This window comes from Serratia sp. TSA_7 (assembly GCF_052692135.1).
The window spans coordinates 154095-169392 of the sequence record NZ_JBQZFU010000007.1 but is presented as its reverse complement, the minus strand read 5'-3'; the positions used below and the strand labels follow the sequence as shown (position 1 = coordinate 169392).

Genomic DNA, 15298 nt, shown 5'->3' with positions numbered 1-15298 from the left:
TTAACGGCGCACATATAATCTGCGCCACTTAAGAAGGCCGGCACGCGTTTAATTGCAGACCGGTCAGTTTTGGAAGCCATATAGAGGCCATCATGACCGTAGAACGTACCTTTTCCATTATCAAACCAAATGCTGTAGCCAATAACGACATCGGCGCAATCTACGCTCGTTTCGAGCGTGCCGGTTTCAAAATCATCGCATCCAAAATGCTGCGTCTGACTCGCGAACAAGCCGAAGGCTTCTACGCTGAGCACAAAGGCCGCCCATTCTTCGACGGTCTGGTTGAGTTCATGACTTCAGGCCCAATCGTGGTTCAGGTTCTGGAAGCTGAAAACGCAGTACAGCGCAACCGTGACATCATGGGCGCAACCAACCCGGACAACGCACTGGCAGGCACCCTGCGTGCAGACTACGCTGACAGCTTCACGGCCAACGCCGTGCACGGTTCTGACGCAGTAGAATCTGCCCAGCGCGAAATCGCTTACTTCTTCAACGAAAGCGAAATCTGCCCACGCTAATACCGGCTGTCTTTCAAGCCGCAGCATGTTGGCTGCAACTTGAAATCCATAAGGTATTCTGTGTTGTGGGTTGCAGAGGCTCGATGAGCATTCACCGGCTGAAACAATAAAAATGCCCTGAATGCCTTTCAGTCGTGGCAACCCGCTACTAAAATTTGTACAATGCCGCGCCCCTGATGAGTCGTCTTGTCAGGGGCGCGTTTTTCAGTGCGATTTAAACGCACACTTACTTTCCATTCTTTAGCGCCATAACGTGTAACAACGAGGCCAGAGATCATCATGTTAGAACCCATCACGTCCGAGCACATCGTGTCTGAAAATAATTCGCTGACTACTCAATCCGTTAACGCGGAAACCCCGGCTGCGGCCAAAATTAACCTGCTGGATTTGAACCGTCAGCAAATGCGTGAGTTCTTCGCCAAAATGGGCGAAAAACCTTTCCGCGCCGATCAGGTCATGAAGTGGATATACCACTATTGCTGCGATGATTTTGAGCAGATGACCGATATCAACAAGGTGCTGCGCAACAAACTGCAGAGCGTCGCCGAAATTCGCGCGCCGGAAGTGGCAGAAGAACAGCGTTCAGCCGACGGCACCATTAAATGGGCGATCACAGTAGGCGATCAGCAGGTCGAAACCGTGTTCATTCCGGACGGCGATCGCGCGACCCTGTGCGTGTCATCCCAGGTGGGTTGTGCGCTGGAGTGCAAATTCTGTTCGACCGCTCAGCAGGGCTTTAACCGCAACCTGCGCGTGTCGGAAATCATCGGCCAGGTGTGGCGCGCGGCGAAAATCATCGGCGCACTGAAAGTCACCGGCGAACGCCCGATCACCAACGTGGTGATGATGGGCATGGGGGAGCCGCTGCTCAACCTGAACAACGTCGTGCCGGCGATGGAAATCATGCTGGACGACTTCGGCTTCGGCTTGTCCAAACGCCGCGTTACCCTGTCTACTTCCGGCGTTGTGCCTGCGCTGGACAAATTGGGCGATATGATTGACGTTGCGCTGGCGATCTCGCTGCACGCGCCGAACGACAAGATCCGCGATGAAATCGTGCCGATCAACCGCAAATACAATATCGAGACCTTCCTGGCTGCGGTACGCCGCTACCTGGAGAAATCCAACGCCAATCAGGGCCGGGTTACGGTTGAGTACGTGATGCTGGATCATATCAACGACAGTACCGACGATGCGCACCAGCTGGCGGAGGTTCTGAAAGACACGCCATGCAAGATCAACCTGATCCCATGGAACCCGTTCCCGGGGGCGCCGTATGGCCGCAGCTCCAACAGCCGCGTGGATCGTTTTTCCAAAGTGTTGATGGAATACGGCTTTACGACTATTGTTCGTAAAACCCGTGGTGATGATATCGATGCCGCCTGCGGGCAATTGGCAGGTGAAGTGATCGACCGTACCAAGCGTACCCTGAAAAAGAAAATGGCCGGGGAACCTATCAACGTGCGTGCGGTCTGAATCCTATAGCATGATTTTTTTGTTATCTAACAGTCTGTTATGTGAATAGACACCAAGATGACATCAGATAAGGAAATGAATGCGGGCATGAAGCTGAATCTGTGGGGCATGGTGCTGGCGGCCGGTTTACTGGCCGGCTGTTCCGGTTCGTCACCGGAAAAAGACGCGCAACCTGAAGCGGGCCAGACGCGTTTGCAACTGGGGCTGGAATATCTCAAGCAGGGCGATTTGAACGCCGCGCGGCAGAATCTGGAAAAAGCGGCGGACGCTGCCCCACAGGATTACCGTACCCAATTGGGCATGGCGCTTTACGAGCAGCGGATTGGCGAAAATGGCGCGGCTGAACAACGTTATCAGCAGGCGCTCAAACTTGCGCCAAACAATGGCACCGTGCTGAATAATTACGGTGCGTTTCTCTGCAGTTTAGGGCAGTATGTACCGGCACAACAGCAGTTTAGCGCCGCGGCACTGGCACCGGATTATGGTCAGGTTGCCGACAGCCTGGAAAACGCAGGTTACTGTTTTCTCAAGGCCGGACAGAACGATGAAGCGCGCACCTTGTTAACGCGCGCCCTGAAGGTCGATCCGGACAAAGGCACTCCACTTTTGGTGGAGGCAGAAAAGCAATTTGGAGAAGGGAAGCGCGCTCAGTCGCAACTTTTATTGGATAGTTATCAACATGTTCTGCCGGCCAGTGCCGACAGCTTATGGTTACAGATTCGTTTCGCCGCGTTAGCAGGCCGCCAGGATAGCGTTCAACGTTATGGCAAGCAGCTAGCGCGAAGTTTTCCACAATCCAAACAGTACCAGCAGTTCTTAGCTAATGAATACTGAAGCCTCCCAAGATAAAACCGTATCCATGACGACAGGCCAACGTCTGCGTCAAGCCCGTGAAGAACTCGGGTTGAGTCAACAGGCCGTTGCAGAACGCCTGTGCCTCAAAATGTCTACCGTGCGCGACATAGAAGAAGACAATCTCTCCGCAGACCTTGCTTCGACCTTCGTGCGTGGTTATATCCGTTCCTACGCCAAGCTGGTGCGTTTGCCGGAAGATGAGCTGCTGCCGATGTTGGCCAAGCAGGCTCCGCTGAAGGTGGCAAAAGTCGCGCCCATGCAGAGCTTCTCGTTAGGCAAGCGTCGCAAAAAACGCGACGGCTGGCTGATGAGCTTCACCTGGCTGATTGTTTTCGTGGTAGTCGGTCTGACCGGCGCCTGGTGGTGGCAAAACCACAAGGCGCAGCAGGATGAGATCGCCACCATGGCCGATCAATCTTCCGCCCAGCTTTCGCAAAACAATGAAGGCCAATCCGTGCCGTTGACCGACAGCAATGCCGACAACAGCGCGCCTTTGGCTGACAATGGTTCAACGCCGGTAGATACCGGCGTTGCGCCTGCGCAACAGGCAGCACCGGCTCCGGCCGCAACCGGCAGTGAAACCGCGCAGCAACCTGCGGTGGTTTCGCCAAGCCAAGCTCCGCTCCCAGAGACCACGCCTGCGGCTCCGACGGCGCAAGCCCCGCTGCCGACCGGCGAAGCGGGCCTGGCTGCACCGGCCGAAGATCCTAACGCGCTGGTGATGAACTTCTCCTCCGACTGTTGGTTGCAGGTAAGCGACGCCAGCGGCAAGACGTTGTTCAGCGGCACCCAAAAGAGCGGCGGCAAGCTGAACCTGGCAGGCACCGCGCCGTATAAACTGACTATTGGCGCACCGGCCGCAGTACAGATTCAATATCAAGGTAAGCCGGTGGATTTAAGCCGGTTTGTTAAATCAAACCGTGTTGCTCGTCTGACCGTTGCCGCGCAGTAATTGCGCGGCCATTGTCTGAAGCCAGAGCAACAATGGAGAGTAAGTAATGCATAACCAAGCGCCCATCAACCGTCGAAAATCAACGCGAATTTACGTCGGCAAGGTGCCTATTGGTGATGGCGCGCCGATTGCCGTGCAGTCGATGACCAACACCCGTACCACCGATGTTGAAGCAACGGTTAATCAGATCAAAGCGCTGGAGCGCGTGGGCGTAGATATCGTCCGCGTTTCAGTTCCCACCATGGACGCCGCCGAGGCGTTCAAGCTGATCAAGCAGCAGGTTAACGTGCCGCTGGTCGCCGATATCCACTTCGATTACCGCATTGCGTTGCAGGTTGCCGAGTACGGCGTGGATTGCCTGCGTATCAATCCGGGCAATATCGGCAACGAATCGCGTATCCGCTCCGTCGTGGACTGCGCGCGCGATAAAAACATCCCGATTCGTATTGGGGTGAACGGCGGCTCGCTGGAAAAAGACATTCAGGAAAAATACGGCGAACCTACGCCGGAAGCGCTGCTCGAATCGGCGATGCGCCATGTTGATATCCTCGATCGCCTCAACTTCGATCAGTTCAAGGTCAGCGTCAAAGCCTCCGACGTATTCCTGGCGGTGCAATCTTATCGCCTGTTGGCCGCGCGTATCGATCAACCGCTGCATTTGGGCATCACCGAAGCCGGCGGCATGCGCAGCGGTTCGGTGAAATCGGCGATTGGCCTGGGGTTGCTGCTGTCGGAAGGCATCGGCGATACCCTGCGTATTTCGCTGGCGGCCGATCCGGTGGAAGAAGTGAAAGTCGGTTTCGATATTCTGAAATCGCTGCGCATTCGCGCGCGCGGCATTAACTTCATCGCCTGCCCGACCTGTTCGCGTCAGGAGTTTGACGTGATAGGTACGGTGAACGCGCTTGAACAACGCCTGGAAGACATCATCACGCCGATGGACATCTCGATTATCGGTTGTGTGGTCAACGGGCCGGGCGAAGCGCTGGTTTCCACGCTGGGCGTGACCGGTGGCCATAACAAGAGCGGTTTTTACGAAGACGGCGTGCGTCAGAAAGAGCGTTTTGACAACGAGCAGATGATTGACCAACTGGAGGCGAAGATTCGCGCCAAGGCGTCGATGATGGATGAAAGCAATCGCATCTCGGTCAATCTGCTGGAAAAATAAGCGTTATCGCTACATGGCGGGCTGATTAGCCCGCTTGTTTATGAACCCGGGAGGCAGAAAGCGGCACCCGCGTTGAATACGGGGCGGCAAAGTCCCTATAATCGGGTTCATTTTTATAGACAACGGACAGAGAAATCACGTGGCAAAGAACATTCAAGCCATTCGCGGCATGAACGACTACCTGCCGGAAGATACGGCATTATGGCAGCGTATTGAAGGCACACTGAAGCAGGTGCTGGGCAGCTACGGTTACAGCGAAATCCGGTTGCCGATTGTAGAGCAGACCCCGTTATTCAAACGCGCGATCGGCGAAGTGACCGACGTCGTGGAAAAAGAGATGTATACCTTCGAGGATCGCAACGGCGAAAGCCTGACGCTGCGTCCGGAAGGGACGGCTGGCTGCGTTCGCGCCGGCATCGAACATGGTCTGCTGTACAATCAGGAACAGCGTCTGTGGTACATCGGCCCGATGTTCCGCTATGAGCGTCCGCAAAAAGGCCGCTATCGCCAGTTCAATCAGCTGGGTGTGGAAGTGTTCGGCCTGCAAGGCCCGGACATCGACGCCGAACTTATCCTGCTGACCGCCCGCTGGTGGAAAGCGCTGGGCATTTCCGAGCACGTGAATCTGGAGCTGAATTCAATCGGTTCTCTGGAAGCGCGCGCCAACTACCGCGATGCCCTGGTGGCGTTCCTGGAACAGCATAAAGACACGCTGGACGAAGATTGCAAACGCCGCATGTACAGTAACCCGCTGCGCGTACTGGACTCCAAAAATCCGGAAGTTCAGGCCTTGCTGAACGACGCACCGCGCCTGTCCGAGTATCTGGATGAAGAATCCAAAGCCCACTTCGACGGCCTGTGTGAACTTTTGTCTCAGGCAGGTATCCCATATACCATCAATGAACGCCTGGTGCGCGGTCTGGACTATTACAACCGTACGGTATTCGAATGGGTGACCACCAGTCTGGGCGCTCAGGGTACGGTGTGTGCAGGCGGCCGTTACGATGGCTTGGTCGAGCAACTGGGCGGGCGTGCGACGCCGGCGGTCGGTTTCGCGATGGGCCTGGAGCGTCTGGTATTGCTGGTTCAGGAAGTTAATCCGGATTTCAAAGCCCCGGCGACCATTGACGTGTACGTTATCTCCTCCGGTGCAGGCGCCCAAAGCGCGGCGATGCAGTTGGCAGAAAACGTGCGCGATGCAGCACCACAGCTGAAATTAATGACCAACTACGGCGGCGGCAACTTTAAGAAACAGATCACCCGTGCGGACAAATGGGGCGCGCGCGTCGCTTTGATCCTCGGTGAGAACGAAGTCGCGGCACAGCAGGTGGTGGTTAAGGACCTGCGCAGTGGTGAACAAGAAACGCTGGCGCAAAGCGAAGTCGCAGTGCGTCTGGCAACGATGTTAGGTTAAGGAGAAGGACACCGTGGAAGTCTATACCACTGAAAACGAACAAGTCGACGCCGTGCGTCGGTTCTTTGCCGAAAACGGCAAAGCGCTGGCGGTGGGGGTGGTGCTCGGAATTGGTGCCCTGGTCGGCTGGCGTTTCTGGCAGAACCACCAAAACTCCAACATGATGGCTGCGTCCCAATCCTACCAGGAAGCCAGCGATCGTCTGGCTGCCGGTAAGCCGGACGACGTGTCCGCTGCGGAGGCGTTTGCCAAGACCAACAGCAATAGCTATGGCGTACTGGCCTCGCTGGAGTTGGCGAAACACTTTGTCGAGCAGAATGATTTTGCCAAGGCAGAGCAACAGCTGGTGCTGGCTCAGGGCCAGACCAAAGACGATAACCTGTTGGCGATGGTTAGCCTGCGTCTGGCGCGTGTCCAGTTGCAGGAGAAAAAGCTGGATGAAGCGCTGAAAACGCTGGATGGCGTGAAAGGCGAAGGTTGGGCGGCGATGGCGCAAGATGCACGCGGTGACGCGTTGCTGGCCAAAGGCGACACCAAAGGTGCGCGTGAGGCTTACAGCAAAGGCATTGAGTCCAACGCTTCTCAGGCGCTGCAGGTTTTGCTGCGCATGAAATTGAATAACTTGTCCAGCTAAGGGGAATTCCCATGCAATTGCGTAAAACACTCTTGGTCGGACTGGTTTCCGTCGCCTTGCTGAGTGGTTGCTCGCTGTTTAACAGTGAAGAAGACGTGGTTACCATGTCGCCGCTGCCAAAAGTTGAAAATCAGTTCACGCCGAACAAGGCGTGGAGCACCTCGGTAGGTGACGGTATCGGTGAGTTTTATTCTCACCTGCGTCCCGCTTTCCAGGACAGCACACTGTATGCTGCCGACCGTCACGGTATCGTGAAAGCGTTGGACGCCGACAGCGGTGACGAAAAGTGGAAGGTCGATCTTTCCGAGAAAACCGGCTTCTTCTCCAGCAACCTGCCGGCATTGCTGTCGGGCGGCCTGGCGGTCGCGGGCGATAAAGTTTACGTCGGCAGTGAAAAGGCGGTGGTTTACGCGCTGAATACCGCAGACGGTAAAGTGGCGTGGCAGACCAAGGTGGCCGGCGAAGCGATTTCTCGCCCGGTCATCAGCGACGGCATGGTGCTGATTCATACCTCCAACGGTTTGCTGCAGGCGCTGAACGAATCGGATGGCGCGGTGAAGTGGACGGTTAACCTGGACATGCCATCGCTGTCACTGCGCGGTGAGTCTGCTCCGGCCGTTGCCTTCGGCGCGGCGATTGTCGGCGGTGATAACGGCCGCGTCAGCGCAGTGCTGATGCAGCAGGGCCAGTTGATCTGGCAACAGCGTATTTCCCAGCCGAGCGGCGCGACCGAGATCGATCGCCTGAACGATGTGGACACGACGCCGGTGATTGTTGAAGGCGTTGTCTACGCATTAGGTTACAATGGCAACCTGACGGCGTTGGATCTGCGTTCCGGCCAGATCATGTGGAAGCGTGAACTGGGTTCCGTGAACGACTTCATCGTGGACGCGGGCCGCATCTACCTGATCGATCAGAACGATCGCGTGGTAGCGCTGAGCACCGAAGGTGGCGTAACAGTGTGGACGCAAAGCGATCTGCTGCACCGCAACCTGACCCCGCCGGTGATGTATAATGGTTATCTGGTGACCGGTGATTCCGAAGGTTACCTGCACTGGATCAACACCACGGACGGCCGTTTTGTTGCCCAGCAGGAAGTGGATAGCTCCGGCTTCCTGTCTGCGCCGATGGTGGCTGGCGATAAGCTGGTTATTCAGGCCCGAGGCGGAAAAGTTTACGCTTTCACCCGCTAACGCTGCCGGTCATCGCACGGTTTGCAAACGGCTCCTGAGTGTTCAGGGGCCGTTTCGTATTTTTATAAGCTGCACTTCTGGTGTCTACCCATGGTGCAGTAACGCATTGATTATTAAGTAATGAGGCTTCACAATGATACCTGTCGTCGCGCTGGTTGGGCGCCCGAATGTGGGTAAATCCACCTTGTTTAACCGTTTAACACATACGCGCGATGCGCTGGTGGCGGATTTCCCCGGGCTAACGCGAGACCGCAAGTATGGTCGTGCCGAAGTTGAGGGTAATGAATTTATTATCGTCGATACCGGGGGCATCGACGGTACCGAAGACGGCGTGGAAACGCGTATGGCCGGCCAGTCGCTGTTGGCGATTGAAGAAGCGGACATCGTGCTGTTCATGGTCGACGCGCGTGCCGGCCTGATGCCGGCCGATCAGGGCATTGCCCAGCATCTGCGCAACCGTCAGAAAGCCACCTTCCTGGTCGCCAACAAAACCGACGGCATGGATCCGGACATGGCCACCGCCGATTTCTACTCGCTGGGCCTGGGTGACGTGCATGCGATTGCCGCTTCGCACGGCCGTGGCGTAGCGCAACTGATCGAGCACGTGCTGGTGCCGTTTGTCGGTGAAAAACCCGAAGAAGTCGAGCTGACCGAAGAAGAGGCCAACGCCGCTTACTGGGCTGAGCAGGAAGACGAAATCCCGGAGGATGAAGAGCCGGAAGACGACTTCAACCCGCAAGATTTGCCGATCAAGCTGGCGATCGTTGGCCGCCCTAACGTAGGTAAGTCCACACTGACTAACCGTATCCTCGGCGAGGAGCGTGTGGTGGTGTACGACATGCCGGGCACTACCCGCGACAGTATCTATATCCCGATGGTACGCGACGAGCGCGAATACGTGCTGATTGATACCGCCGGGGTGCGCAAACGCGGCAAGGTGACGGAAACCGTAGAAAAATTCTCGGTAATCAAAACCCTGCAGGCGATTGAAGACGCCAACGTAGTGCTGTTGGTGGTTGACGCGCGCGAAGGCATTTCCGATCAGGATCTCTCGCTGCTCGGCTTTATCCTCAATAGTGGGCGCTCACTGGTGATTGTGGTCAACAAGTGGGACGGCATGAGCGAAGAAGATCGCGAGCACGTGAAAGAGATGCTCGATCTGCGTCTGGGCTTTGTCGATTTCGCCCGCATTCACTTTATTTCAGCCCTGCATGGCAGCGGCGTTGGCAATCTGTTCGTATCGGTGCTGGAAGCCTACGAGTGTGCGACCCGTCGTGTGAACACCTCCATGCTGACCAAAATCATGCAGATGGCTGCCGAAGACCACCAGCCGCCGTTGGTGCGCGGCCGCCGCGTGAAGCTGAAATATGCTCACGCCGGGGGTTACAACCCACCGATCGTGGTGATCCACGGCAACCAGGTGAGCGATCTGGCCGACTCTTACAAACGCTATCTGATGAACTACTTCCGTCGTTCACTGAAGGTCATGGGTACGCCAATCCGCATCCAGTTCAAAGAGGGTGACAACCCGTTCGCCGGCAAACGCAACTTGCTGACGCCGAACCAGATGCGTAAACGTAAACGCCTGATGAGCCACCTGAAGAAAAGCAAGTAATCTTCAAAAAGAGCGCGGTAGCCATACCGCGCTCTTTTTTATTGCCCCGAAGTCGTTCTATTATCTGCATATTGTCGCCGTCAGTTGAAGGAACACCATGTCTTGGGAAACCTGGAGTTTTGCGTTCAGCGTCACCGTACCTAATTTGTTAATGATGCTGTTGGGCGTATTGTTGCGCCACTGGCGGCTGATGGACGATCGTTTTATTGATGGCGCCACACGGTTGGTGTTCAATCTGGCGCTGCCCTGCCTGCTGTTCTTCAGCATCGCCACCAGTCATCCGCAACTGCTGGGTAACCTGCCGTTGGTCCTCTACGGGGCGATCGGCACCATCGCCACTTTCCTGCTGCTGGAGGTGGCGGCGGTCTGGCTGGTTAAGGAACCGCGTGAACGGGGCGTGTTCGTGCAGGGCGGGTTCCGCGCCAATACCGCCATTGTCGGGCTGGCGTACGCCATGACTGCGTATGGCGACGAAGGGGTGGCGCTGGGTTCGCTGTACCTGACGGTCACGGTGATCCTGTTTAACGTGCTGTCGGTGATTACCCTGACGCGCAGCTTGCAGGGCGGGCATGGCAAGAAGATCAGCCGTTTGTCGCTGCTGCGCAGTATTGTCACCAATCCGCTGATTATCGGCCTGGTGTGCGGGCTGCTGTTCGCGCAAACCGGCCTGGCAATCCCGCAGGTGATCCGGCAGACCGGCAGTTATATCTCCGGGTTGTCGCTGCCGCTGGCGTTGCTGTGCACCGGCGCAAGCCTGGATCTGCGCGCCATGTTCCGTTCATCCAACGTTGCCGCGTTGTCATCTTCGGCCAAGCTGTTTCTGGTGCCTGTACTGATGACGCTGGGCGGCTGGCTGTGGGGCTTTCACGGTGCGGCGCTGGGGATTATCTTCCTGTTCTCAGCCACGCCGACCGCCTCGGGCAGCTATGTCATGACGCGCGCCATGGGCGGCAACGCCACGCTGGCGGCGAATATTATTGCCATCACCACCGTCGGTTCGTTTTTTACCACCGCGCTGGGGATCTACTTCTTGCGCTCGTGGGGCGTCATCTAATTCAGGTTCAGGAGTCAGTATGGAAGCGCACTGTCCGCAATGCGATCAAACGATGGAGTGGGTGAATGGTCACTACCATTGCGCCGCCTGCGAACGCGATTATCGGCAATTGGCCCATTGCCCGGACTGCGGGCAACCGTTGCAGGAGCTGAAGGCCTGCGGCGCGGTGGATTACCTGTGTCAGAACGGCCACGGGCTGATCTCCAAAAAGCGCGTGCTATTTGATTATCAGCCGTTGTAAGCGTTCACTCATCCACCTGACCGGTTTTCCACAAGTCCACCAGCGCCTGCGGCGCGCTGGTTTCCGGGATCAGCAAGACGATTTCGCTGCACAGATTCTGGCTGTAATAGCTGATTTGCACGCGAAAGTAGCGCTGGTCGCCGCAGCCGGGGGAACCCGGTTTTCCCTCTTCCTGCGCGTAGGGCAGCGTTTGATTCAATAACTGGCTCAGGCGTTGGCGTTGCTCCGGCGTAATATCGGCCAGCGCAATGCGCCGCTGGCCTGCCAGTTTGGGAATAAAGGCGAAGCCGCCTTCACGCGCCAGCTCAATGACCGTGTCCTGATTGAGCGACGGCAAGGGTTTCATTATTCCACCCCCACCTGATGCCAGGCTTGCTGCACTTTGTCCGCCACGGTGCGATCAAAACGTTGCTGTGCATGTTTTACCGTAGTACGGGCGAAAGTGGCGAAGTCGGCATCCTGCGGCAGCGCTTTGTCGCACAACGTGTCATACCAGACGTAGCCGGCTTTCTCCCAGGCGAAGCCGCCGAGTGCGGTGGCCGCCAGATAGAAGGCACGGTTGGGGATGCCTGAGTTGAGGTGCACGCCACCGTTATCCTCTTTGGTCTGAATGTAATCCTTCATGTTGGCCGGCTGCGGATCTTTACCCAGCAGCGGATCGTCGTAGGCGGTGCCGGGCGCAGACATCGAGCGCAGGCCCTTGCCGTTGATGCCCTTGGCCAGCAGGCCCGCACCTATCAACCAGTCGGCCTTATCGGCGGTTTGCCTAAGGTGGAACTGCTTGACCAAGGAACCGAAGACGTCAGACATAGACTCATTCAGCGCGCCGGCCTGTTGGAAGTAAATCAGCCCGGCTTCGCTTTCGGTTACGCCGTGCGCCAGTTCATGGCCGACGACATCGATAGCGATGGTAAAACGGTTGAAGATCTCGCCGTCACCGTCGCCGAATACCATCTGCTGGCCATTCCAGAAGGCATTCTGATACTCGTGGCCGTAGTGGACGCTGCCGGTCAGCGGCAGGCCTTTGTTGTCCAGCGAGTTGCGCTCAAACGCCTGCCAGAAGAAATCGTAGGTTACGCCGAGATAGTCATAGGCTTCGTCCACCGCCACGTCATGGTTGCTGGCCTGGCCCTCGTTGCGCACTTGCTTGCCGGGAAGCTGAGTGCCGTTTTGAGCGTCGTAGATATCGCGGATGACTTCGCCGCCGCTGGCGGTTTGCGCGCCGGGCGCACGCAGCGGCTTGTTGCCGAGCAGGCTTTGGACGTGGTTCAGGGTGTGCAATGCGCAGTCGCGCTGCGGTACGCTGCCGTGTTCAATAATCCTGCGAAGCATATAAGGGGGGATGACTGAACGTGCGGTCAGGGTCGGCATGGTGGCTCTCCTTAGGCAAAATTACCCTCAATAAGTCAATATTCCACCACTAAGTGTAGTTCAGACATCGTAAAGACGATGATCGTGGGTACTGACCGCCGGGCTGGTCTTGTGCGGGCTGATGCGCTTGACCGAGGCGCGTACCGCCAGTTTTCCGTGCAGCAGCAGGTTGCACGGCGGCGCGTCTGCGCGCAGCATCCGGCGCTGCAACAGTTGGATCGCCTCATGCCCCAGTTCGTCTCGCGGCACATGCACCGAGGTGAGCGGCACATCATGAATTTCCGCCAGATTGAAACCGTCGGTGCTCATGACCGAGATATCCGTCGGTACGTTCAGCCCCAGTTTGTTCAATGCCTTGACCGCACCGACCGCCATATAGTCGCCCCCGGCGAGAATAGCCGTCGGCAGTTGCGAACGCTGGCCGACCTGATTGATAAAGGTGGTCAACGCCTGCTCGGCTTCTTCGCTGCCGAAGCCGGAGGTGGTAACCAGATGGCGGCCTTCGTCAAAGGCGATGTTGTGCTGCGCATAGGCCTGCCTGATACCCGCCAGCCGCAGCTCCATGGTGTGTCGGCGCAGGCATTGCAGGTTCAGAATATGGCTGTGGCCCTGTTGGATCAGATAATTGGCGGAGAACTCGCCGATCAATTGATGATCGGGGGAGACGCTGTCCAGCCGCATCTGGCGATCGGTGCAGTTGATCAGCACGCAGGGCTTGTGCAGATCGGCGGCCAACTGGTGAATGTGCTCGTCGTCGATGCCGATAATCAGCGCCGCCTCGGTCTGCGGATCGCTCATTTTTTCCAGGAACAGCGCGCCGTCGCTGTGTTGCTCTTCGAGCCCGCAATAGCGGATGCGCACCTCATGTTCCGCCAGCGCGGCGGTGATCCCCTGGATCACCTTGTGATAAAAGATGTCGGTGCGCACGTCGAAGGCGCGCTGCGGGGCAAACACCATGACGTTGTTCAGCATCAGCCGGCCGTTGGACAGGCCTTGCAAGATGCCGTTCTGTTGGGCGCAGGCCAATACTTTGTGGCGCGCCTCGGCGCTGGTGTTGGACTTGCCCGCGAGTACGCGTGAAACGGTGCTGATCGACAGCCCTGTTTGGCGGGCGATTTCCTGTATTTTCAGCTTTCCGTTCATTCTGTGATCTCCTTCAAATTTGCCGGTGAAAATATTTTCACCGCGTTTTTTCAGCGTACTGTCTGGCTTGGGTCGCCATTATGGCGAGCTTTTAGGCTGCCTATGAAAGTTTTTGCAAAAAACCACGTTTCGCTCACGCTCCCGGCTGGCTAGTCTGCATTGGTACACCAATTTTATAGACTTATCAGTCCAATTTACCGGCTGAATTATAAATAAAATGAAAATAAATCATGTGGTTGTGAGCGTTACGTGTGGTTTTTCGTGATCACCATCGCAAATTTTAGCAACCCATACCTTCGATACCAAAACGTGCCCTACCAAAAAGCGAGCTGTTTCACCGGGCAGCCGCCGTGGAGAGAAGACAGATGAGTGTTGAAATTAATCAGACGGTCGCGCACAGCGGCCGCCGCAAGTTTAAATCGCTGCGTTGGTGGATGCTGGCGCTGTTTCTGCTCGGCGTTACGGTCAACTACATCACCCGTAACTCGCTGGGTATCCTGGCGCCGGAGCTGAAAACCAGCCTGAACATGACCACCGAGCAATATTCTTGGGTGGTGGCGTCATTCCAACTGGCCTATACGGTATTTCAGCCGATCTGCGGCTGGCTGATCGATGTTATCGGCCTGAAGGTGGGCTTTTTGATCTGCGCCAGCATCTGGGCGGTGGTGTGTATGCTGCATGCTGGAGCGGGCACCTGGGTGCAGTTGGCTATTCTGCGCTTCTTTATGGGCGGGGCGGAAGCGGCGGCCACACCGGGCAACGCCAAGGCGATCTCCGACTGGTTCCCGAAAAAGGAACGGCCGATTGCCGCCGGCTGGGCGGGCGTAGGTTTTTCTATCGGTGCCATGCTGGCTCCGCCGATCATCGTCATCGCCCACATCTCTTTTGGCTGGCAGGGCGCCTTCTTGTTCTCCGGCGCGCTGGGGTTGATCTGGGTGGTGCTGTGGTGGCTGTTCTACCACGAGCCGTTAAAGCACCCGAACCTGAGCCAAAAAGAGCTGGATCTGATCCGCGAAGATAACGAGCCGGTCTTGCCGAGGCTGCCGTTTTTAAAATCATTGGCAATCTTGTGTAAAAACAAAAAGTTCTACGGCATCGCCATCCCGGCCTTTCTCGCCGAACCGGCCTGGGCGGTGTTCAGCTTCTGGGTGCCGCTGTACCTGGCCACCGAACGCGGCATGGATTTAAAGCACATCGCCATGTTTGCCTGGCTGCCGTTTTTGGCGGCGGATATCGGCAGCGTCGCCAGCGGTTATCTCACCACCCTGTACCGCAAATGGTTCGGCTGCAGCCGCGTCAACTCGGTGGTCGCCAGCTCGGTCACCGGCGCCTTCATGATGGTTTCGCTGGCGTTCGTGGCGATCACCAAAGATCCCTATGTGGCGATCGCGTTGATCTCGATCGGCGGTTTCGGCCACCAGGTGATCTCCTGCATGCTCAGCGCGCTGGTGGTGGAGTCGTTCGATAAAAACCAGATGGCGACGGTCAACGGCATGCGCGGCTCCAGTGCCTGGATCGCCAGCTTCCTGTTTACGCTGCTGATCGGTGCGGTTTCCGACACCGTCGGCTTCAATCCGCTGTTTATCGCCATGGGCTTCTTCGATCTGATCGGCGCCCTGTTCCTGATTGCCTTGATCGCCGAGCGCGGCGGTAAAAAACACTGA

General features: G+C 56.9%; 15 protein-coding genes. 12 read left to right on the top strand and 3 right to left on the bottom strand.

Annotated elements, in window-relative coordinates:
* The first annotated feature begins 92 nt into the window (after window positions 1-92).
* From ndk to ACUTQW_RS19990, 11 genes are all read left to right on the top strand, one after another.
* The gene (gene ndk, locus ACUTQW_RS20040; protein ID WP_004952077.1) at window positions 93-518 is read left to right on the top strand and encodes a nucleoside-diphosphate kinase; all 426 of its coding nucleotides are present in this window, start codon (window positions 93-95) and stop codon (window positions 516-518) included.
* Between the two features lie 279 nt (window positions 519-797).
* Window positions 798-1994, top strand: coding sequence for a bifunctional tRNA (adenosine(37)-C2)-methyltransferase TrmG/ribosomal RNA large subunit methyltransferase RlmN (locus ACUTQW_RS20035; protein WP_004952075.1), 1197 nt, complete (start codon window positions 798-800; stop codon window positions 1992-1994).
* A gap of 87 nt (window positions 1995-2081) precedes the next feature.
* Window positions 2082-2828 (top strand): type IV pilus biogenesis/stability protein PilW, encoded by a 747-nt coding sequence (gene pilW / locus ACUTQW_RS20030; RefSeq protein WP_006327320.1) that lies wholly within the window; start codon window positions 2082-2084, stop codon window positions 2826-2828.
* Window positions 2818-3801, top strand: a complete 984-nt coding sequence (gene rodZ / locus ACUTQW_RS20025) for a cytoskeleton protein RodZ (protein ID WP_006327316.1) — start codon at window positions 2818-2820, stop codon at window positions 3799-3801. Before pilW ends, rodZ begins: the two co-directional genes overlap by 11 nt.
* Window positions 3802-3847: 46 nt before the next feature.
* On the top strand, window positions 3848-4969 hold the full coding sequence (gene ispG / locus ACUTQW_RS20020; protein WP_004952070.1) for a flavodoxin-dependent (E)-4-hydroxy-3-methylbut-2-enyl-diphosphate synthase: 1122 nt from the start codon (window positions 3848-3850) through the stop codon (window positions 4967-4969).
* A gap of 139 nt (window positions 4970-5108) precedes the next feature.
* Window positions 5109-6383 carry a histidine--tRNA ligase gene (gene hisS / locus ACUTQW_RS20015; protein ID WP_004952068.1) on the top strand — a complete coding sequence of 425 codons (1275 nt, stop codon included), beginning with the start codon at window positions 5109-5111 and terminating at the stop codon, window positions 6381-6383.
* 13 nt (window positions 6384-6396) lie between these two features.
* Entirely contained in the window at window positions 6397-7017 is a 621-nt protein-coding gene (locus ACUTQW_RS20010; RefSeq protein WP_325986899.1) for a YfgM family protein, read from the top strand.
* Between the two features lie 11 nt (window positions 7018-7028).
* Window positions 7029-8210 carry an outer membrane protein assembly factor BamB gene (bamB, locus tag ACUTQW_RS20005; protein WP_004952064.1) on the top strand — a complete coding sequence of 394 codons (1182 nt, stop codon included), beginning with the start codon at window positions 7029-7031 and terminating at the stop codon, window positions 8208-8210.
* Window positions 8211-8343: 133 nt separating this feature from the next.
* Window positions 8344-9825, top strand: a complete 1482-nt coding sequence (gene der, locus ACUTQW_RS20000) for a ribosome biogenesis GTPase Der (RefSeq protein ID WP_004952062.1) — start codon at window positions 8344-8346, stop codon at window positions 9823-9825.
* Between the two features lie 97 nt (window positions 9826-9922).
* The gene (locus ACUTQW_RS19995; RefSeq protein ID WP_004952059.1) at window positions 9923-10879 is read left to right on the top strand and encodes an AEC family transporter; all 957 of its coding nucleotides are present in this window, start codon (window positions 9923-9925) and stop codon (window positions 10877-10879) included.
* 19 nt (window positions 10880-10898) lie between these two features.
* The gene (locus ACUTQW_RS19990; RefSeq protein WP_062868286.1) at window positions 10899-11120 is read left to right on the top strand and encodes a zinc ribbon domain-containing protein; all 222 of its coding nucleotides are present in this window, start codon (window positions 10899-10901) and stop codon (window positions 11118-11120) included.
* 4 nt (window positions 11121-11124) lie between these two features.
* On the opposite strand, the gene ACUTQW_RS19985 is transcribed toward ACUTQW_RS19990, so the two are convergent.
* The 3 genes from ACUTQW_RS19985 to ACUTQW_RS19975 are packed head-to-tail and all read right to left on the bottom strand — an operon-like array spanning window position 11125 to window position 13634.
* A complete protein-coding gene (locus tag ACUTQW_RS19985) occupies window positions 11125-11466 on the bottom strand; it encodes a protealysin inhibitor emfourin (RefSeq protein WP_004952056.1) in 342 nt (113 codons plus the stop codon).
* Window positions 11466-12491, bottom strand: coding sequence for a M4 family metallopeptidase (locus ACUTQW_RS19980; RefSeq protein ID WP_208904338.1), 1026 nt, complete (start codon window positions 12489-12491; stop codon window positions 11466-11468). The genes ACUTQW_RS19985 and ACUTQW_RS19980 overlap by 1 nt, the downstream gene beginning before the upstream one ends.
* 60 nt (window positions 12492-12551) lie before the next feature.
* Window positions 12552-13634, bottom strand: a complete 1083-nt coding sequence (locus tag ACUTQW_RS19975; RefSeq protein WP_004952051.1) for a LacI family DNA-binding transcriptional regulator — start codon at window positions 13632-13634, stop codon at window positions 12552-12554.
* Between the two features lie 365 nt (window positions 13635-13999).
* On the opposite strand from ACUTQW_RS19975, the gene ACUTQW_RS19970 reads away from it, so the two are divergent.
* On the top strand, window positions 14000-15298 hold the full coding sequence (locus tag ACUTQW_RS19970) for an MFS transporter (RefSeq protein WP_122288992.1): 1299 nt from the start codon (window positions 14000-14002) through the stop codon (window positions 15296-15298).